The sequence below is a fragment of the Streptomyces sp. NC-S4 genome (assembly GCF_054353315.1).
Map to the genome: position 1 here is coordinate 4255346 of NZ_CM135937.1, position 17149 is coordinate 4272494.

Below are 17149 nucleotides of genomic sequence, written 5' to 3' on the forward strand. Positions count from 1 at the left end.
ACCGGGCCGCCTACCGCGCGACGAACTGGGTCAGGATCGCCTGCACCTCGTAGATGTCGACACCCTTGGTGAAGGTCTTCTCGATCGGCGCCGAGCCGCCGGATATCCATATCTTGAGCTCGGCGTCGAGATCGAAGTGCCCGGCGGTCTCGACGGAGAAGTGCGTGATGCTCCGGTACGGGATGGAGTGGTACTCCACCTTCTTCCCCGTGATCCCCTGCTTGTCGACGAGCACCAGCCGCCGGTCGGTGAACAGGATCGTGTCCCGGATCAGCAGGTACGCGGCGTGCACCTGCTCCCCCTGCCCCAGCAGCCGCGCGTAGTCCCGCTGCGCCGACACGGGGTCGACCGTGTGCGCGTTCCCGAACAGTCCCATGAGTGCCCCCCGTTTTCCGGCTCCGGATTCCCGGCTTCGAACCATCTCCGAAAACCGTACCGAGGACGCCCCCTCGTCCACGTCCCCCGCCGGAGCCATCCCACCCCTGACATCTTCCGGGGGACCCCGTCCCCATCAAGGAGGAGACGCCGCACCGTCAGGACATACGACAGAGGCCCTCAGGATTTCTCCTGAGGGCCTCTGTCCTGCTGTGCACTCGGCAGGATTCGAACCTGCAACCTTCTGATCCGTAGTCAGATGCTCTATCCGTTAAGCTACGAGTGCTTGGGCTTCCCGGGGTTTTTCGCCCCGTTGGCCTTGCGAGAACAACAATACATGGACCTCGCCGGGACGCGAAATCCATTACCCAAACCACTCCTGACCTGCGAAAACGTCCTGGATGGAGATCATCCGGATGGGGTTCGCACAGGACAGGAGGCGGAGCGGACCGGAACGCATCGAAGCCCAAACGCATCGAAGCCCCGGTCCGTCAGGACCGGGGCTTCGATGAGGTGCGGAGGCGGAGGGATTTGAACCCTCGATGGGCGGTAAGACCCAAACCGCATTAGCAGTGCGGCGCCATAGACCGGACTAGGCGACGCCTCCAGCACACCCCCGCGTACGAAGGTGCGTGCAGATGATGACACAGGCGCAGGGCCCCTCACCAATCCGCTCCCACGGTACTAGGCGGGACGGCCGGAGGGCAAAGCCTTAAAGCGGCCGCGGCACGCAACGTCGGCGGGCCCGCGTCGTTGGTCAGGCGTACGACGTGTACGGACGACCTGGAGTGCCCCATGCTGAGTCTCGCCGCCTTCGCCGTCACCTCCGCCCTGGCCGCCACGGTGGCCGGGCCGCTGCCCCCGCTCCCGCTGGGCCGGCTGCTGGCGACGCCCGACCGCCTCACCATCGCCATGGCCGACACCGGAAACCGCCGGCTGGAGCGGGAGTACCGGCTCGAATGCGGCCCCGTCGGCGGCGACCACCCGGAGGCGGAAGGAGCCTGCGCCCGGCTGGACCAGTTCGCCCGCGAGGGGAAGGACCCCTTCGCCCCCGTCTCCCAGCGGCAGATCTGCTCCATGCAGTACGGAGGCCCCGCCACCGCCCGGATCACCGGAACGTGGAACGGCTACAAGGTGGACGCCACGTTCCGGCGGACCAACGGATGCGAAATCCGCCGTTGGGACGAGTTGGAACCTCTGCTTCCGAGTGGGCGTTCCTGACCTGGGAGGATGCGCGGGATGGGCGGTATCCACCCCACATCGGCCACCTCACCGCGGGCCTGTGGCCTTAGACTCCTCCCGTGACTTGCCGGTAGTTGTTGGTCAGGGAGGAAGCTCGTCGTGAGCAGCAGGCCATCCCGAGGCGCTGCTCGCCTCGCAGCAATACTCGATGCCCTTCCGGACGCGCTGTTGCTCGTCAACGCCAACGGCACGGTCGTCAACGCCAATTCGATCGCGCTCGAGATCATGGAGAGCCCCGGCACCGGGCTCGTCGGCCGGGGCGTGCTCGACCTCCTGCCCGAGTTCGACTCCAAGCTGATCCCCGGCTCCATGCGGCGGCCCGGCGAGGACGACGGCGGCCGCACCAAACCCAAGCGGATGATCGCGCGCCGCACCGACGGCTCCGAGTTCCCCGTCGAGCTCACCAGCGCCCATCTCGACGGACGCGACGCCTACCGCGAGCCGCAACCCGCCTACACGGGCGACGAGCTGCTGATGCTCGTGGTCCGCGACCTCTCGCAGACCGTGGACACCGAGGCCGAGCTGGCCCGCTCGCAGCGGCAGACCGAGATGATCCTGCGCGCCGCCGCCGAGGGCGTCGTGGGCACCGACACCGACGGACGGGTGGTCCTGGTCAACCCGGCCGCCGCCCAGATCCTCGGCTACCGCGCCACCGACCTCGGCAACCGCGAACTGCACGGCCTCATCCAGCACTCCCGTGCCGACGGCTCTCCCTTCCCCTTCGAGGAGTCCCCGCTCGCCGACACCCTGCGCAGCGGGCGCAAGCACCGCGTCCGCGGGCAGGTGCTGTGGAACAAGGCCGGACAGCCGGTGGCCGTCGACCTGACCACCTCGCCCGTACGGGACGGGGAGCAGCTCGTCGGCGCCGTGATGACCTTCACCGACCGGCGGCCCTACGACGCCCTCGCCGCGCGGCACGCACAGCTGATGGCCGTCCTCGGCGAATCCCTGCGGGGGCCGCTGGACGAGCTGCGCGGCGAGCTGGCGACGCTGGCCGCCGACGACGCCGGACAGCTGTGGCCCGAGGCCAACCAGCTGCTGCACCACCTGGCCGCCGGCTATTCGCGGATGACCGCGCTGGTGGACAACGTGCTCGGCTACCAGCGCCTGGACACCGGCCGGGACCGGCTCGCGAAGAAGAAGGTCCTGATCAACACCGTCGTCACGGCGGGCGTCGACGGGGCCGTCGAGCTGATCGGTCCGGGGCGCGTGCAGTTCGCCGTCCACGCGCCGACCATCGAGGCCGAGGTGGACGCGGATCGGATCTCGACCGCACTCGCCCACCTGGTCGCGGACGTGGCCGGGGTGGACGCGACCGGCAAGACCCGCCAGGGCAGCGGCTACAGCGACTCGACGATCGTGGTGGCCGCCGCGCAGCGCGGCGATGTCGTACGGATCGAGGTGCGCGGGCCGTACGAGGGCGGTAGCCCGGTCCACGAGCCGATCGTGCGCGGGATCGTGGCCGCGCACGGCGGCGTGCTGCAGACGGTGGAGGTTCCGGGCGCGCCCGGCGGGGCCTACGTGCTGGAGCTCCCGCTCGGCTCGGGTGCCGGGACGGTGACCCTGCCCGAGCCTGCGGAGGAGCCCCAGGCCGGTCCGGCCACGGACGGTGCGGGGACGGCCGGGGGCGCGGCCCCCGGCAAGGTCTCCGGCGGCCGGCGCGGCCGGCGTGGGGTGGACGCCTTCCTGGACGACGGACCCACCGGCCCCGAGGCGGCGCAGGCCGCACAGGCCGGTGGCGCGCTGGCGCTGCCTTCCGGACGGCGTCGCGCGGGCGAGGTCGGCGACGCGCCCGAGACGGGCCCCGAACTCGCGCAGTCCCCGGTGAACCCTGCGGGACTCGGCACCGGTCGCAGGCGCGGCCGGGCCGGTGACGGCAGCGGCGAGGCCGAGGGCGCCGACGGGCACGAAGGGCCCGGGCGGCCCGTGCCCCCGCAGGGCACCGCCATGCCCGCGCTCCCGCCCGTACCCACGGTGCCCCCGGTTCCGGTGACCGAGCATCCCGCCGGGCGACGCCGGGCCCTGGGTCCGGCCGGTCCGGCGCAGCCCGGCGGACCCGTCCCCGTGACGGGGCTCGGGCCGGCGCCCGTTCCCGCGCGGCCCATCGCCCCCGAGGGCGGCTTCGCACTGCCCGCCGGCCCGACGCCCGCCGGCCCGACACCGGCTCCCGCCGCGCCCGACTCCGATGCCGACGCACCGGCCGGGCGGCGTGGACGCCGGGTGCTGGGCGCCCCGGGCGCCGAGCCCGAGGCCGCCGGCACCGCCGCTGCCACCCCTGCGGCGCAGCCCGACGCCACCGCCGAGAACCCGACCGGACGCCGCCGCGCGCTGGCCGGTGCCCCGGCGTGGCCGGTTCCCGCGGCCCGTACCGCTCCCGAGGCCGACGCCTCCGGCCAGGTCGCGCTCCCCGGTGCGCGTCGGCCGCAGGACACCTCTGCGGAGGGCCAGGCCGCGCAGCCGATCAGCGTGCGCGCCCTCGGCACCCTCGGTCAGGGCATCTCCGTCGACCCGGGCGGCTCCGGCCCGGCCTCCGGGTCCGGTGCGGCTTCCGGGTCCGGCCGTCGTCGACGGCTCGCCGAGCCCGCCCCGCAGGGCCGCGCCTTCGCGATAGGAGCGCCCGAGGCGGGCGCCGACGAGGGCCCCGAGCCGCTGGACGGCCCGGGAGGCGCCGTCGAGGTGGTCAACCGGCCCGTACCGCAGCCCGTGGACGACGAGATGCCGCCGGAGCCCCTGGACAACCCGCGCCGGCTCCTGGTGTGGCCCGCGCCCGACGTGCAGACCCAGCAGGCGCTGAGCGACCGCGGCTACCGGCCGGTGATCGTGAACTCCCGCGAGGAGGTGGACGCGCAGATCGCCGCGTTCCCCGCCGCGCTGTTCGTCGACCCGTTGACCGGGCCGATCACCCGGACGGCCCTGCAGTCCCTGCGCCAGGCGGCGGTGGCCGCGGAGGTCCCCGTACTGGTCACGGCCGGGCTGGGGCATGCCACGCGCGAGGCGGCGTACGGCGCCGATCCGGCCGTGCTGCTGAAGGCGCTGGCGCCGCGTGACAGCGAGCAGCACCCCTCCCGGGTGCTGCTGATCGAGGAGCGCGACGAGATCGCGACCGCGCTGACCGCCGCCCTGGAGCGGCGCGGCATGCAGGTCGCACGGGCGGGTGCCGACACCGACGCCGTGGAACTGGCGACGCGGATGCGGCCCAACCTGGTGGTCATGGACCTGATGCAGGTGCGCCGCCGGCGGGCCGGGATCGTGGACTGGCTGCGCGCCAACGGGCAGCTGAACCGCACCCCTCTGGTCGTCTACACCGCGACCGGCATCGACCCGGCCGAACTGCCGCGGCTCGCCTCCGGGGAGAGCGTCCTGTTCCTCGCGGAACGGTCCACGACGGCGGACGTCCAGGGCCGCATCGTGGACCTGCTGGCCAAGATCGGCACCAACTAGTGATCCTGGGCCGATGGCCATCATCAACACGAGCGAGCACACCGTCCCCGCCGACAACGGCGAGGTGAACCTGCTCATCGCACGGCAGGTGGAGCCCGGCCACGAGGAGACCTTCGAGGCCTGGGCCCACGGCATCCTGGAGACGGCCGCGGGCTTCCCGGACCACCTCGGGTACGGGCTCTTCAGGCCGGCGGCGGAGGGCGGGCCGTGGTTCCTCGTCCACCGCTTCCGCAATCAGGCCGCGTTCCAGCGCTGGCAGGACTCCCCGGAGCGGGCCCAGTGGTTCGCCAACTGCCTCGGCCACCACCACACGGAGATAGCCCGCCGGGAACTGCACGGCATGGAGACCTGGTTCGCCAAGCCGGGTACGACCCGGCCCGCGCCGCCGCGGTGGAAGATGGCGATCAGCTCGGGGCTGGCCATCTTCCCGATCTCGCTGATCGGCAACGCGGTGCTCGGGCCGTACCTGGTGGATCTGCACTTCGTACTGCGGACGGCCGTCTTCGCCATCGTGTTCAGCACCCTGATGACCTACGTGGCCATGCCTGCGGTCAGCAGGCTGCTGCGGCCGTGGCTGACCCGGGGATAGGCCGTGATCGTCAGTCCAGCTTGGTGACGTCCAGCGCGCCGTCCGCGTACTGCTTGCGGATCACCTTCTTGTCGAACTTGCCGACGCTGGTCTTCGGCACCGCCTCGATGAACGTCCAGCGCTCCGGCAGCTGCCACTTGGCGACGGTCTGGGAGAGGAACTCGCGCAGACCGGTGTAGTTCACGCTCGCGCCCTCCTTGAGGACGACCGTGGCCAGCGGGCGCTCTCCCCACTTCTCGTCGGGGACGGCGACGACGGCGGCCTCGGCGACCTCGGGGTGCGCCATCAGCGCGTTCTCCAGGTCCACGCTGGAGATCCACTCGCCGCCGGACTTGATGACGTCCTTGGCACGGTCGGTGAGGGTGAGGAAGCCGTCGGCGCTGATCACGCCGACATCGCCGGTCTTCAGCCAGCCGTCGGCGCTGAACTTGTCCTCGGGCCGGAAGGGTTCGCCGGACGCGCCGCCGTAGTAGGCGCTCGCGATCCAGTTGCCGCGCACCTCCAGCTCACCCGCCGACTCCCCGTCCCAGGGCAGGAGGTCGCCGTTCGGGCCGATCAGCCGGGCCTCGACACCCGCCGGGAAGCGGCCCTGGGTGATCCGGTAGGGCCACTCCTCCTCTGCGCTCAGGCCGGCCGGCGGGTGGGCCATCGTGCCCAGCGGCGAGGTCTCGGTCATGCCCCAGGCGTGGCAGACGCGGACGCCGAGCTTGTCGTACGCCTCCATGAGGGCGGGCGGACAGGCCGAGCCGCCGATGGTGACCTGCTTCATCGAGCTCAGGTCGCGCGGGTTGGCGGTGACCTCGGCCAGCAGTCCCTGCCAGATGGTGGGGACGGCCGCGGCGTGCGTGGGCTTCTCCTTCTCGATCATCTCGGCGAGCGGGGCGGGCTGCAGGAAGCGGTCCGGCATCAGCATGTTGATACCGGTCATGAAGGTGGCGTGCGGCAGTCCCCAGGCGTTCACGTGGAACTGCGGGACCACGACGAGAGTGGTGTCCCGGTCCGTCAGGCCCATCGACTCGGCCATGTTGACCTGCATGGAGTGCAGGTAGACCGAGCGGTGGGAGAAGAGGACTCCCTTGGGCTCCCCGGTGGTACCGGAGGTGTAGCACATGGCGGCCGCCTGGCGCTCGTCCAGCTCGGGCCAGTCGAAGCTGTCGGAGCCGGCCGCGAGGAGCTCCTCGTACTCGTGCACGCGCACGTTCAGGCCGTCGAGCGCGGACCGGTCGCCGATGCCGCTGACCACCACGTGCTCGATGGTCGGCAGGTGCGGCAGCAGCGGCGCGAGCAGGGGCAGCAGCGTGCCGTTGACCAGCACCACCCGGTCGGCGGCGTGGTTGACGATGAAGACCAGCTGCTCAGGGGGGAGCCGCAGGTTGAGGGTGTGCAGGACCGCGCCCATGGAGGGGATCGCGAAGTACGCCTCGACGTGCTCGGCGTTGTTCCACATCAGTGTCGCCAAAACACTCCCGGGCTCGACGCCCAGCTCATCGCGTAGCGCGTTGGCGAGCTGTGCGGCGCGGTCGCCGATCTCGGCGAATGTCCGGCGGTGGGGCTCTGCCTCACCGGTCCACGTGGTCACGGTCGACTTGCCGTGGATCCTCCGGCCATGCTCCAGAATCCGGCTGATGTTGAGCGGTACCTCTTGCATGGTGCTGTACACGCGGCGTCCTCCCGGTGGGCGCTGTCGCTCCTTCGCGACGGTGGGACGATTCTGCGCACGTACCACGCGGTATGTCACTACCTGGCGGTAGCTCTCTTGTCGGGGGCCGGCCACGGGTCGGGGTCCCACCAGGGGTGTATCTCGATCTCGTGGTTTTCCGGACCGGGGCCGTTGCGCTTGATGGCTACGCGGCGAATCACCTGGCGATACACCATGTTGATGTCGACCGGGTCGAAAGAGTCCCACTCACTGAGTAGACCCCGGGCGATCGTTATGAGCTTCGCCCGATCCGGGAGGGGCTCCGCTTTCGGGGTGCTGTCTAGTAGTGCCTGCGCCTCGGCTCGCTTCTTCCGAATCAGGTCGGCGGTCTCCTCGTACTCTCCGGGGCCAAAGTCGTCGGGATTCGCGGCGCGGTCCGCTCGGAGTCTCGCGAGGGCCTGGCGCTGCTTGTCGACTTCGGCCTGTGCGCGGGCTCGCGCGGCCACGTTCTTCGCGGCCTCCCTCCCTGGGTCACGTTGCTGTGCGGGGGTGTGAGTCGGCGGCGCGGTGTCGATGCCGGGCGAGACTTCTCGGGTGAGCCAGTTCTTAACCTCCTCCTCGACTATCTTCCGCTCAATGAGGATGCCCTCGCAGGCCGTCGCACCCGACTTGGCGCGAATGCTGCATCGGAACGAGAACCCTGGGACGTTCTTTCCTTCTCGGCGGCCGGTGTTCATGCTGGTGCCGAGCTTGCAGCCGCAGCACTTCACAAGGCTGGTGAGTTGATAGATGCCGACCCGGGATCGCGGCGTGGTCGCCTTCACGTGCTTGCGACGCTGTCGGTATGCCTCCCACAGGTCGAACTCGATCAGCTCCTCGTGGGCGCCCTGGATGAAGATGTGGTTCTTGCACGTCCCGTCGGTCTTGCGGCACCTGCACTCGGGGTCGTGGACGGTTAGGAGTCCGGCGGCGAAACCGCTGTCCATGTAGCGTTTGAGGCTGTCCGCCTGCCACATGGCGCCCAGTGTGGTCCGGTGGCCGTCGCGGTTGAGTTGGCCGCACAGCTTGCTGAATCCGTCGCCATTGACATAGGCGCGGTACAGCTCGGCGACGACGGGCCCGACGGTCTCGTCAGGCTCGTACTTCTCCTCTTGCAGGGTGCCGGTGACGGGGTCATAACGGCGGTGCCAGACGTACCCGAACCGCTTGCGGCCCTGGGCCGGCAACCGCAGCTTGTAGCGGCGGTGGTCGTGGGTCTCGCGCCACTGCTCCCCGGCGCGGTCGCTCTCGAACGCCGAAAATTCGAGGATCATGCCCCGCTGAAAACGACCGATCGCCGTCGTGGCGTCGATGGGTTCCGTTGCGGATTCGAGTTCCCCGCCGGCCTGCTGGAGCCTCGCCAAGTTGACCGCGTTGCCGGTGCGGTCGCGGCCGAATCGGCTGTACCGCCAGACGGCTACGCCGCGTGCTTCGCCGTGCTCGACGCGCTCGATGCACGCCATGATCTTGCGTTTGAAGTGGCGCCCCGAGACATCGAGGTCTTCCACCCATCCGATGATGCGCCGGCCTGTGCGCCGCGCCCATTGGCTGATTGCGTCCCGCTGGAGTTCGGGACTGATCTTCTCCTCTTTCCACGTGCTGACGCGGATGTACGCGAGCCAGGGCTCGCCGTCCTCGTCGTCTGGGGCACCGCGGAATGTTGCGGGTATAGGGGTCTGGGTCACTGTGGCTTCCCGTTGGTGGGTCCCTCTGCGCTCTTCTGCGGGGGGACTGCGGACAGGGTGGCTGTGGCGTCCTGTGCGGGGGCGCCCTGGCCGTCGCTGTCGTCGCGGGGGATAAGCACAAGCCCGTTCGTGGCGTGGATGAGTCCAAGCGAGTAGCCCTCTCGTAGGGCGCTGTTGGCGGTGTCGTCGGCCTGCTTGCGTGCTCGGAAGTTGCGGGCGATGGTCACGAGCGCCAGAGCACCGAAGGCCACCCGGATAGCCATGCATGCGCGCCCGGTGCGCGGATTGCTGGTGGCTCCCTGAACGACCAGTGCGGTGCTGCTCAGGAGTACGGCGCCGGCCGTGGCGTTGGTCATCTGTTCGCGAGTGATCATCATGGCGGTGATGGTCCTTCCTGAGTGCTAGCCGCTGGCGCGGTCGCTCGTGGTGCTGTTGGCAGGTGTGGGCGGTTCGGTGGCGAGCAGGCCGCGCACCGTGCGGTCGAACATGGCGACGCCCTCGGGGCTCTTGATGCCGAGTTCGGCCGCCGCCCGTTCCGTGGTGATGGGCATGGGCTCTAGTCGGGCGTTCGTGAGGGCGGCGACGTCGTCCTCGCTCAGGACTGACGCGCGTACGAGAACTTCGATAAGCGGGACGTCGAGGGCAAGGGCGATGGGCGTGAGGGTCGTACGGATGTCTGGCAACCCGGGCTGTCCGCGAAGGACCCGGGACAGGTTGCCTTCGGGCATCCCTGCGTCGCGGGCAAATCTCCCCTGGCTACCTCGCTCGACGTAACCCCGTCGGGCCATCATCTCGCGCAGCCATGCGGCGAACGTCTGCGGCGTGTGGGCGTGGCGATCTTCTGTCATACGTGAAATGTATCGCGCGTGACAGAAAGAAGTGTCCTGAACTCGGCAAGAGCATAGCCCGCCCCCCTCCCCGGTCCTGGACGCGTGCGCGGTTCGCTGCGACTCCTGTTCGAACGGGCTTTCGAGTCGAGTGTACGGCCGCACCCACCCCCTGTCACCTGCGTAATCGTCAGTTCACGGTGCGCAGCAGTTCGGGGCCGTACTGACCAGTTACGTCCGGATCTAACGCGTTGTTCGAAACCGAACTGTTGCACTCTCAACTCATGTCACGAGTGACAGAAACATGCTAGGTTCCTGTCAACGAACACAGAACGCCAGTTCGTGTCACGGGAGGAATTTGCCATGTCTTTTGCATCTGAGGCTCTGATAGCCGCTGCGGAGGCCCGGGGGCACCACGGCCCGGCCGAGATCGCCCGGCACCTGGAGGTGCCGTACCTGAACGTCTACCGGTGGGTGACCGGCCGGAACATCCCCAGCCCCGCCGGGCTCGCCGCGATCGAGCGCGCCTACGGCCTCACCTCCGACGCCCTGATCGCCCAGGAGATCGCCGCATGAACGGCCAGGTGATCCCGCGCGAGCAGTGCTACATCAACGCCCGCCGCGCCCTCGACGCCGCCCGCGAGCGGCGCGACCGCGCCCGCGCCGCCGGTCTGCTCGACCCCGCCAAGGAACTGGTACTGCGCCGCATCGAGCGCGAGATAGCCGCCGAGCAGGCCGCCGCCCGCGCCGCCGAGCAGGCCAACGCCCCGCACCGCGCCGCCGCCTGAACCGCAAGAGGGCCGCCCCGGACTCGACCCGGAACGGCCCCACACACGCCCACCACAGGAGAAAGACGTGTCCCCAGACGCTATCCCGAGCCTGCCGATGATCGCCCCGCAGCTCACCGCAGACGGCACCGCCGTTCGCTGGCCGATCGCCGACCGCCTCGCCCCGCTGCTCGACGACCTCGCCCTCGCCTACGCCGTGGACCCCATCGGTATTGGCTACCTGCTCGCCGCACACGCCGCCCACGTGGCGCGCCACGACTTCGCCGAGTGCAGCAATGCCATGTCGGAGCACGAACGCGAGAGCCGGGCCGCCCAGGCCGACGCGACCCGCGAGGCCCTGCTCGACGAGTTGCCCAGCGCCCCGCAGGTCGACGTACGGCTCACCCCGGATGACGCGATCACGTACGCCACCCGCGTCACCAAGCTCGCCGCTTTCTCCCGCCTCACCAAGGACAGGTACAGCGCATGACCGTGACCACTCTCCCCGCCGCCCACGCCCCCAACCCGGGTGCGCTCGTCCCGTTCCAGCGCGGCGGGGCCCTCTCCCTCTCGCACATGAGCCCGTACGAGGCGTGGCAGTTCTGCGAGTCCCTGGCGGCTACCCCGCTCCTCCCGGACGCCTACCGCAAGCAGCCGGCATCCGTCCTGTGGGCGATGGAGTACGGCCGGGCACTCGGCCTCGACGTCGTCACCACCATCACCACCATTCACGTGATCAAGGGCAAGCCGACCCAGTCCGCCGATCTGATGCTCGGCCGTGCCCGCACCGCCGGTCACCGCGTCCGCATCAAGTCGGAGCGCGACCGGTGCGAGGTCCGCATCATGCGGCACGACGACCCCGACGACGAGACCGTCATCGAGTGGACCCTCGACGACGCCGTCACCGCCGGACTGTGCGAACTCCGCAACGGCCGCCCGTACTCCCGCGACCAGAAGAACCAACCTCAGCCGTGGGAGAAGTACCCCCGCGCCATGCTCCGCAGCCGCGCCATAGCCGAGGCCGTGCGCTCCGCGTGCCCCGAGGTCTTGCACGGCGCCATCTACACCCCGGAGGAACTGGGCGAGGTCGTCGACCAGGAAGGCAACCCCGTCATCGTCGAGCGGGTCACCACGCCCGTACGGCAGCAGGCCACGGTGCTCCAGCAGAACGCCCAGGAGACGCCCGCCGGCCCCGCCCGCGACTACCTCGCCGAGGCCGCCGCCACCGCCGACGAGGCCGCCCTCGCCGCGATCGTCGCCGCCGCCCGCCAGCAGGGCGCGCCCGGCCCGTACCTCTCCCAGCTCGACGACATCCTCGAAGCCCACGGGGCGGACGACGTCGCCGCCGTCCGCAAGCTGTACGACGCCGCGCAGATCGCCGGGGCCGACCGCGAGCACCTGGCCCGCCTCGCCACCATCGGAGGCACCAAGCCGGGCGCGAAGAAGCCCGACGAGCCTCGCCCGGCCGCGCCCACCCTCACCGCGGATTCCGACGAGGACCAGGAGCGCGCCGCCGCGCTCGGCGAGATGTACGACGCCGCCCGTGACGCCGGACTCGTCGACCATGCCGAGACCGACCAGGCGTTCGCGTCCGTCCACCAGTGCGCACCGCAGACCGCGACCATCGACCAGCTGCGCGCCATGCGCGACGACCTGCTCGACCTCGCCCGGCAGGCCGCGTGATGACCGACACCGCCACCGAGACGCCCGCCCCGTCCCTGCGCGAACTCGCCATCGAAGAGGCCGCCCTCGACCTGCTCGCCGGACGCGTCGCGGATGCCAAGAAGGACGTCCGCAAGCGCATGCAGGGAGCCTTGGACGCCGCCGCCCAGCGCGACGGAGTCGACCGGGTCGCCGCCACCCTGCCCAACGGCGAGACCGTCGCCACGATCTCACTGCGGGTAGGGGCAACCGGCCCGGTCGTCACCGACGAGGACGCCCTCGCCCGATGGCTGCACAAGACCTACCCCGACGAGCAGTGGACGACCGTCCGGGTAATCCGCGAGGTCAAGCCGTGGAAGCTCGCCGAGCTGGTCGCCCAGATGGACGCCGCCCAGGCCGCGCAGATCCACGACACGGACACGGGCGAGGTGCACGACGTACCGGGCGTACTCATCAAGCCCACCCGTGCCCGGACTCACACCCTTCTGTGGAAGAAGACCGGCAAGGCCGACACCGGTAAGGCCGCCGTCGGAGAAGCGTGGCGCTCCGGCGCCCTCACCCGATACATGACCGCGCTCACCGCACCCGAGACGGAGTCGACCCCGTGACCACCGCCGCCGCCCTGCTCGACTCCCTGCCGGCCGCCCCCGCAGGTCTGGCCGAAGCCTTCGCCGCCCGCACCCGCACCACGGCGGACGGACACCGGTTGTGGACCGCCGGAGTCAACGGCCACGGGATCGGCCGCTTCCAGTACGCGGCCGTCCAGTACACCGCCCGGCAGGCCGCGTTCATCCTGCGCACCGGCCGCGCCCCCGTCGGGCAGGTCAAGGCATCGTGCGACGTCCCGGAGTGCTGCGAGCCCGGACACGTCGACGACCGGACGACCCGCCAGCGCGACCGCGCCGCCCTCGCCAGCATCACCGGCATGCAGCACCGCGCCCCGTCATGCGACCACGACCAGGCCGTACACGGCCGCCACCGGGCCGACGGCCGCCGGTACTGCTCCGCCTGCAACAACCGGGCCAAGAAGCCGACCCCGTGCGAACACGGGAACCCCAAGTGCGGCGCAGAAACGGTTCGCCCGTACCCGTGCGGTTGGCGCTGCGACGAGCACCAGCCCGCACGCACCCGCCCCTACTAGGTCCCGCGCCGCCCCGGGGCGAGGCCGGCCCGCGCCCCTCGCCCCGGGCGCACCACCCGAAGGAGAACGACACCCCGTGACCCTCGACGCTCAGGCATGGGTGTGGGACCACAGCCGCTCACGCGGAAACGTCCGAGTCGTCATGCTCGCCCTGGCCGACGCCACGACCGACGCCACGGCCACCGTGCGCATGGGCACGACCGAGATGGTCAGGCGCGTGAACGCCCACAAGACGACCGTTCTGGCCGCTGTCGACGCCGCCCTCGACTCGGGCGAGCTGAAGATCGAGAAGCCCGCCGCAGGCAGCCGTGCGACCACCTACCGGATCCCCGGGGCCGTCGGATACCGCCGCCCTACTGGTCGCGAATCCCGACCGCAAGAGGTCCCCGCGCAGCGGTCGGAAACTCCGACCACTAACGGCTACCGGTCGGAGAACGCGACCACTACGGCCCCCGCTACTGGTCGGGAATCGCTACCGGTGGCCGAGGACCCCGAACAGGGCTTGTGGTCGGAGAACGCGACCGCTAGTGGTCGGAAATCGCTACCCCATCACTCACCCATGGATGGAGTGAATGAAGGAGTGAGGGAGGGAGCGCCCACGGCGACGCCGCCCGCATTCGCCCGGGACCTGGTCGACAAGATCACCGCCGCCGAGGTCTACCCCGCGTGGAACCTCACCCAGGGCGAGTGGTTCCAGGTCGACGCCCTGCTCAAGCGGTCCGGGGTCGACATGCTCGCCGCCGTCGCCGTCAAGGCCGCCAACAAGCGCGACGTGTCCCACGCCCGCTACTTCCTGCGGGCATGGCTCAACCTCCCGCCCGCGCCGTCAGCCGGCACCGTCCCGCCGCCCCGCACCGGGGCCGACGTGATCCCCCTCGCCGGTCCCCGCAGGGGCAAGGCCGCCAACGCAGCCGCCATGTTCGCCACCGCCGCCGGAATCACCCCCCAGGAGCACCACCGATGAACCGCACCGAAGTTGGCGCGCTGCTTGCCTACGCCGTCCGCCTCGACCCCCGCCTCGCCCCCGAGGACCAGGCCGCCGCCGATGAACGGCTCGACCAGTGGGCCGAACTGCTCGCCGACGTCCCGCCGACCGCCCCGCACCCCGACGGCCGCCACTGGCACGCCGGACACGTCGTCAAGCAGTACATAGCCACCAACCCGTACCGCATCCAGCCGAGCGACATCGGGAGCAAGTGGGCCGCGTTCCGGAAGGACACCCTGGGACGGCACACCGACCCCGTCCCGGCGGTCGACCCCGACGACGCCGAGGCATACCGGGCCGCCCTGGCCGGCACGCGCCGAGCGGTCGCCATCGGGCAGGCCGCGCCCACCGTGTACCGCGAGCTGACCGGGGGCAGCACCCGCGAGGAGCGGGACGAGTTCGCCGCCGCGCGCCTCGCCGCACTCGGCGAGTACATGCCCCGCACGGTCAAAGCGCAGCTTGCCCCGCTCCGCCGCCGCCGCGCCGAGCGGGAACGCCTCGCCACGGACGGGCTCCCCGACCCGCTCACCGTCCCGTGCCCGTACGAGACCTGCCGAGCCCGCGCCGGACACCCCTGCCGAGGGGGCGGGAAGAAGCGGCACGAGCGGGAAACCCCCCACCCGTCCCGAGTGGACGTCGCGACCGCGCAGCAGAACGCCCAGCAGGCCGCAGCGTGAACCGGGCCCAGCGCGCCCAGCCGCCGCCCGCCGAGGACCCCGACGAGGACGAGCCGAGCCCGTACGCACGACTCATGACGCAAGCGCCCACCGCATCGGACCACCGCGGCCGTCTCCGAGGCCGGCACGTGGTCAACGGACGCGGGATCCGCTAGCCCCCCGTTCAGCCCGGACGAGAACGCACACCCATACCCACCACGGATCACGTACGATCCGAAAACCGCTCGTTTCAATCACGACCGAAAGAGAGCCATTTCGTGTCAGGCGAGACCCTTGTGACCGTCGTCGGCAACCTTGTCGACGAGCCCGAGTTGAAGTTCACCCCCTCCGGCGCGGCGGTCGCCAAGTTCCGCGTAGCCAGCACCCCCAGAACCTTCGACAAGCAGACCAACGCGTGGAAGGACGGCGAAAGCCTGTTCCTGACCTGCTCGGTCTGGCGCCAGGCCGCCGAGAACGTCGCCGAATCCCTCCAGCGAGGAACCCGCGTCCTCGTCTACGGCCGATTGAAGTCGCGCACGTACGAGGACCGCGAAGGCGTCAAGCGGACCGTGTTCGAGCTGGACGTCGAGGAGGTCGGCCCCAGCCTCAAGACCGCCACCGCCACGGTCACCAAGACCGGCGCCACCGGCAGCAGCCCCCAGGCCCGCCAACAGCCCCAGTACGGCGGATACGGGCAGCAGAGCACCCCGAACCCATGGGCCACACAGGGAACCCCAGAGCCCCCGTTCTAGGCCCTCGCCGCGACCGGTCCGCGCGACCGGTCGCGGCCCTTCCCGTGCGCGCAGGAACAGCACCTCGAACCGACCAGGAGCCCGACCCCGTGACCCACATACCCGACGCCGTCGCCGTCGCATCGCTCGACACCCACCGCCTGATCCTGACCCTTCCCAACACCGGCCCGGCCGACGTCCGCTCGAACCTCCCGCGCCCCACCGTCGCCGCCATCCTCCGCCAGCTCGCCGACGAACTGGCCGACGAACAGCCCCTCGCCGCGCACCCCGGCGAAGCCCTCGCGATCCTCACCCAGCGACTCACCACCCCCCACCACCCAACCGACGCCGCCCGGCACGCCGCCGACGTCCTCGCCCACCACACCCGCGAGCTGTCCAACATGCTCGCCGCCGCCCTCGACCAGGGCGCGCCCGTCGTCGAACCCTCCGTCGGCCGGCACCTCGTGTCGATGCTCCGCAGCCACGCCGTCCGCCTCGACAGCGTCCCGCGTACGGGCGTCGACGACCTGCTCGACCGCGTCGAGGGACGCCTCACCCGCCGCCGGGCGAAGCGATGAGCAACGACGCCGCCCTCGCCCTCGCCGCCGCCGTCGCCGCGACCCCGCTGGTCGTCTGGGCCGCACGCCTCGCCCCCCGCCGCCGTGCCCGCCTCGCCCGCCAGGAGCGCGCCGCCCGCGCCCGCGCCGACCGCGAACTGTGGCGACTCATCCGCACCAAGTGCACCAACCCCGGGCAGTGCCCCACCTGCACCGCCCACGCCCACCGCGCCGAAGGGACCGCCCAGTGAGCCGCCGCACCATGGCCGACCGCCGCCGAGCCGCCGCCCACCGCGACGCCCGCCGCGAGTCCCTGCTCGTACTGCTCGACCGGGCGCAGCGAGGGGCCCCCCTGACCCCCGACGAGGCCGCCCTACTGCGCGCCCACGTCACCGCGGAATGCTCCGAGGCCGACGAGCTACGCCGCACCGTCGCAGGCGCGCAGAACGCCGTACAGCGCGCCCAGGAGCGGACCCGCGCCGCCGAGGCCGCCATCGTCGAGGCCGAACAGGAAGTCGCGCGTCTCACCGCTGATCGGGTTCATGAACCCGGTGAAGTGCAGGTTCCGTGACCGAGCAGCCGACCCCCGTCGACCCCGACCGCGCACGCGCCGCCATCGCGGAACTGCGCGCCGCCTTCGACGCATGGGCCGCAGCCGTCGCCCCCCTCGCACGGGACGCCGCGCAGCACCTCGCCACCGCCCTCGATCACGTCCACCAGGCCCCGGCCGCCCCGTCCGCCGGCCAAGCCCGCCCCGCGTGGCGCTCCACGTACGGGCCCGCCCGCACCCGCCGCAAGTAGGAGAGCACCGCC

21 protein-coding genes and 2 tRNA genes are annotated in these 17149 nt (G+C 71.2%); 16 read left to right on the forward strand and 7 right to left on the reverse strand.

The window, feature by feature from the left end:
• Positions 1-10: 10 nt before the first annotated feature.
• The 3 genes from ACXNSR_RS18855 to ACXNSR_RS18865 all read right to left on the reverse strand — a co-directional run bounded on the left by ACXNSR_RS18855 (position 11) and on the right by ACXNSR_RS18865 (position 982).
• Complete coding sequence (locus ACXNSR_RS18855) at positions 11-376, reverse strand: PH domain-containing protein (protein ID WP_458643127.1); 366 nt, start codon at positions 374-376, stop codon at positions 11-13.
• A 212-nt stretch (positions 377-588) separates the two neighbouring features.
• A tRNA-Arg gene (locus ACXNSR_RS18860) sits at positions 589-661 on the reverse strand.
• A 230-nt stretch (positions 662-891) separates the two neighbouring features.
• Positions 892-982, reverse strand: a tRNA-Ser gene (locus ACXNSR_RS18865).
• A 188-nt stretch (positions 983-1170) separates the two neighbouring features.
• On the opposite strand from ACXNSR_RS18865, the gene ACXNSR_RS18870 reads away from it, so the two are divergent.
• The 3 genes from ACXNSR_RS18870 to ACXNSR_RS18880 all read left to right on the forward strand — a co-directional run bounded on the left by ACXNSR_RS18870 (position 1171) and on the right by ACXNSR_RS18880 (position 5647).
• The gene (locus tag ACXNSR_RS18870; RefSeq protein ID WP_458643128.1) at positions 1171-1596 is read left to right on the forward strand and encodes an SSI family serine proteinase inhibitor; all 426 of its coding nucleotides are present in this window, start codon (positions 1171-1173) and stop codon (positions 1594-1596) included.
• Positions 1597-1716: 120 nt separating this feature from the next.
• The gene (locus ACXNSR_RS18875; RefSeq protein WP_458643129.1) at positions 1717-5058 is read left to right on the forward strand and encodes a response regulator; all 3342 of its coding nucleotides are present in this window, start codon (positions 1717-1719) and stop codon (positions 5056-5058) included.
• Between the two features lie 13 nt (positions 5059-5071).
• Positions 5072-5647 (forward strand): antibiotic biosynthesis monooxygenase, encoded by a 576-nt coding sequence (locus tag ACXNSR_RS18880; RefSeq protein WP_458643130.1) that lies wholly within the window; start codon positions 5072-5074, stop codon positions 5645-5647.
• A gap of 10 nt (positions 5648-5657) precedes the next feature.
• Here ACXNSR_RS18880 and ACXNSR_RS18885 read toward each other — a convergent pair whose 3' ends face one another.
• The 4 genes from ACXNSR_RS18885 to ACXNSR_RS18900 all read right to left on the reverse strand — a co-directional run bounded on the left by ACXNSR_RS18885 (position 5658) and on the right by ACXNSR_RS18900 (position 9858).
• Positions 5658-7307, reverse strand: a complete 1650-nt coding sequence (locus ACXNSR_RS18885) for a long-chain fatty acid--CoA ligase (RefSeq protein WP_458643131.1) — start codon at positions 7305-7307, stop codon at positions 5658-5660.
• 77 nt (positions 7308-7384) lie between these two features.
• A complete protein-coding gene (locus ACXNSR_RS18890; protein WP_458643132.1) occupies positions 7385-9010 on the reverse strand; it encodes a recombinase family protein in 1626 nt (541 codons plus the stop codon).
• On the reverse strand, positions 9007-9387 hold the full coding sequence (locus ACXNSR_RS18895) for a hypothetical protein (protein WP_458643133.1): 381 nt from the start codon (positions 9385-9387) through the stop codon (positions 9007-9009). Before ACXNSR_RS18895 ends, ACXNSR_RS18890 begins: the two co-directional genes overlap by 4 nt.
• A gap of 24 nt (positions 9388-9411) precedes the next feature.
• Positions 9412-9858, reverse strand: coding sequence for a helix-turn-helix domain-containing protein (locus ACXNSR_RS18900; protein WP_458643134.1), 447 nt, complete (start codon positions 9856-9858; stop codon positions 9412-9414).
• Positions 9859-10200: 342 nt separating this feature from the next.
• Between ACXNSR_RS18900 and ACXNSR_RS18905 the strand changes: the two genes are divergently transcribed.
• The 13 genes from ACXNSR_RS18905 (at position 10201) to ACXNSR_RS18965 (ending at position 17137) form a co-directional block, all read left to right on the forward strand.
• Positions 10201-10413: a hypothetical protein gene (locus ACXNSR_RS18905; protein WP_458643135.1), complete on the forward strand. Its 213-nt coding sequence runs from the start codon at positions 10201-10203 to the stop codon at positions 10411-10413.
• A complete protein-coding gene (locus ACXNSR_RS18910; RefSeq protein WP_385572710.1) occupies positions 10410-10625 on the forward strand; it encodes a hypothetical protein in 216 nt (71 codons plus the stop codon). The genes ACXNSR_RS18905 and ACXNSR_RS18910 overlap by 4 nt, the downstream gene beginning before the upstream one ends.
• Positions 10626-10692: 67 nt before the next feature.
• Positions 10693-11094: a hypothetical protein gene (locus ACXNSR_RS18915; RefSeq protein WP_458643136.1), complete on the forward strand. Its 402-nt coding sequence runs from the start codon at positions 10693-10695 to the stop codon at positions 11092-11094.
• Entirely contained in the window at positions 11091-12287 is a 1197-nt protein-coding gene (locus tag ACXNSR_RS18920) for a recombinase RecT (RefSeq protein ID WP_458643137.1), read from the forward strand. Before ACXNSR_RS18915 ends, ACXNSR_RS18920 begins: the two co-directional genes overlap by 4 nt.
• Entirely contained in the window at positions 12287-12874 is a 588-nt protein-coding gene (locus ACXNSR_RS18925) for a hypothetical protein (RefSeq protein WP_458643138.1), read from the forward strand. Before ACXNSR_RS18920 ends, ACXNSR_RS18925 begins: the two co-directional genes overlap by 1 nt.
• Entirely contained in the window at positions 12871-13407 is a 537-nt protein-coding gene (locus ACXNSR_RS18930; RefSeq protein WP_458643139.1) for a hypothetical protein, read from the forward strand. The genes ACXNSR_RS18925 and ACXNSR_RS18930 overlap by 4 nt, the downstream gene beginning before the upstream one ends.
• A gap of 76 nt (positions 13408-13483) precedes the next feature.
• On the forward strand, positions 13484-14371 hold the full coding sequence (locus tag ACXNSR_RS18935) for a hypothetical protein (protein WP_458643140.1): 888 nt from the start codon (positions 13484-13486) through the stop codon (positions 14369-14371).
• Positions 14368-15069: a zinc finger domain-containing protein gene (locus ACXNSR_RS18940; protein ID WP_385572716.1), complete on the forward strand. Its 702-nt coding sequence runs from the start codon at positions 14368-14370 to the stop codon at positions 15067-15069. Before ACXNSR_RS18935 ends, ACXNSR_RS18940 begins: the two co-directional genes overlap by 4 nt.
• A 257-nt stretch (positions 15070-15326) precedes the next feature.
• Positions 15327-15800: a single-stranded DNA-binding protein gene (locus tag ACXNSR_RS18945; protein WP_458643141.1), complete on the forward strand. Its 474-nt coding sequence runs from the start codon at positions 15327-15329 to the stop codon at positions 15798-15800.
• 89 nt (positions 15801-15889) lie between these two features.
• The gene (locus ACXNSR_RS18950) at positions 15890-16357 is read left to right on the forward strand and encodes a hypothetical protein (RefSeq protein ID WP_458643142.1); all 468 of its coding nucleotides are present in this window, start codon (positions 15890-15892) and stop codon (positions 16355-16357) included.
• Positions 16354-16587, forward strand: coding sequence for a hypothetical protein (locus ACXNSR_RS18955; RefSeq protein ID WP_458643143.1), 234 nt, complete (start codon positions 16354-16356; stop codon positions 16585-16587). Before ACXNSR_RS18950 ends, ACXNSR_RS18955 begins: the two co-directional genes overlap by 4 nt.
• A complete protein-coding gene (locus ACXNSR_RS18960; protein WP_458643144.1) occupies positions 16584-16907 on the forward strand; it encodes a hypothetical protein in 324 nt (107 codons plus the stop codon). The genes ACXNSR_RS18955 and ACXNSR_RS18960 overlap by 4 nt, the downstream gene beginning before the upstream one ends.
• Positions 16904-17137, forward strand: a complete 234-nt coding sequence (locus tag ACXNSR_RS18965) for a hypothetical protein (protein WP_458643145.1) — start codon at positions 16904-16906, stop codon at positions 17135-17137. The genes ACXNSR_RS18960 and ACXNSR_RS18965 overlap by 4 nt, the downstream gene beginning before the upstream one ends.
• The last annotated feature ends 12 nt before the right edge of the window (positions 17138-17149 follow it).

Excerpts from the sequence above, each read along its gene's own strand:
- ACXNSR_RS18910 (WP_385572710.1), top strand. The coding sequence starts at position 10,410 with ATGAACGGCCAGGTGATCCCGCGCGAGCAGTGCTACATCAACGCCCGC.
- ACXNSR_RS18880 (WP_458643130.1), top strand. The coding sequence starts at position 5,072 with ATGGCCATCATCAACACGAGCGAGCACACCGTCCCCGCCGACAACGGC.
- ACXNSR_RS18855 (WP_458643127.1), bottom strand. The coding sequence starts at position 376 with ATGGGACTGTTCGGGAACGCGCACACGGTCGACCCCGTGTCGGCGCAG.
- ACXNSR_RS18870 (WP_458643128.1), top strand. The coding sequence starts at position 1,171 with ATGCTGAGTCTCGCCGCCTTCGCCGTCACCTCCGCCCTGGCCGCCACG.
- ACXNSR_RS18920 (WP_458643137.1), top strand. The coding sequence starts at position 11,091 with ATGACCGTGACCACTCTCCCCGCCGCCCACGCCCCCAACCCGGGTGCG.
- ACXNSR_RS18940 (WP_385572716.1), top strand. The coding sequence starts at position 14,368 with ATGAACCGCACCGAAGTTGGCGCGCTGCTTGCCTACGCCGTCCGCCTC.
- ACXNSR_RS18905 (WP_458643135.1), top strand. The coding sequence starts at position 10,201 with ATGTCTTTTGCATCTGAGGCTCTGATAGCCGCTGCGGAGGCCCGGGGG.
- ACXNSR_RS18925 (WP_458643138.1), top strand. The coding sequence starts at position 12,287 with ATGACCGACACCGCCACCGAGACGCCCGCCCCGTCCCTGCGCGAACTC.
- ACXNSR_RS18895 (WP_458643133.1), bottom strand. The coding sequence starts at position 9,387 with ATGATGATCACTCGCGAACAGATGACCAACGCCACGGCCGGCGCCGTA.
- ACXNSR_RS18955 (WP_458643143.1), top strand. The coding sequence starts at position 16,354 with ATGAGCAACGACGCCGCCCTCGCCCTCGCCGCCGCCGTCGCCGCGACC.
- ACXNSR_RS18900 (WP_458643134.1), bottom strand. The coding sequence starts at position 9,858 with ATGACAGAAGATCGCCACGCCCACACGCCGCAGACGTTCGCCGCATGG.